This window comes from Streptomyces caeni, from assembly GCF_042678285.1.
Lineage (GTDB): Bacteria > Actinomycetota > Actinomycetes > Streptomycetales > Streptomycetaceae > Streptomyces > Streptomyces caeni.
The window spans coordinates 1-968 of record NZ_JBHUDX010000174.1; the positions used below are offsets into that span (position 1 = coordinate 1).

General features: G+C 70.7%; 1 pseudogene. It reads left to right on the forward strand.

The annotated features are described in order from the left end of the window. Positions 1-739: pseudogene (locus ACFSL4_RS37605) on the forward strand (hypothetical protein); the annotation flags it as partial. Positions 740-968: the final 229 nt, after the last annotated feature.

Consider the following 968-nt stretch of genomic DNA (forward strand, 5'->3'; position numbering starts at 1 on the left):
AGCGCTCTTGACGCCCACCCTCGACCGGCCGTTCGCCGGGTCCCCCGCCGCGCGGTGGGCCGACGGAGCGGCCGGGATCGTCCTGCCGAAGGCGACGCCGGTCGGCTCGCTCACGAAGGCTCAGGTGGCCCAGGCACTACGGCAGACCAAGGCCCTGCTCGTCGGCGCGAACATCGACCGCAAGACTCTGCTCGGCGCCCGCCCCGACGCCGCACTCGCCGTCATCGACCCCCAGCAGCCCGGGATGATCGACGATGTGAAGAGCTGGCTGCGCAAGCCGGACGAGCGGCACGACCCGCTCCTGCTCGTCAGCCGGTTCGACCCGGACGAGATACGGCTCGTCGGGGACGTGGTCAAGACCCGCGGCCGCATGACGTTCAAGGCCGGAGACCACGCGTCCGTCATCATCCACGCCGACTACACCTTCGTCTACCCGGTCGCCCCGGCCGACAAGGACTCGACCGAGGTGACCCGCACCATCGTGCGCCGGGTCCTCGACGTGGAGATGGCCGACCCGAGGAAGATCCGGGCCACCCCCGGCAAGCTGGCGATCGTCCAGTACGCCGACGACATCGGCAACTCCGCCTGTGATGTCTACGACGGCTATCTGCACCCGGAGTTCGACTCGACCGAACCGACCGGCGCGCCCCCGACCGGCCCGACCACGGACCCGTACGACCGCAGCAAGGACCTCGACAAGGACCGTACGGAGGGCTGCGGGACGGTGTCCCGAGTCTGACCGTCCGGCGATGCCCGGTGCGGGCATGCGAAGGGCCCCGCGGGCTCGGCTTGGAATCGTGGAAGCATGGCAACACTTTCGGCGCCACCGGCCCATGCATGGTCGGCCCCGCAGCCACGCTCCGGCCCTCCGCCCAGGAACGACACACCGCGTTCGTCAAGGACCGTTTCCCGTCCCGGCCCTGCGACACCCGCCGAGCGCCCAAGCAACTCACCGACTGCAGCCGCGG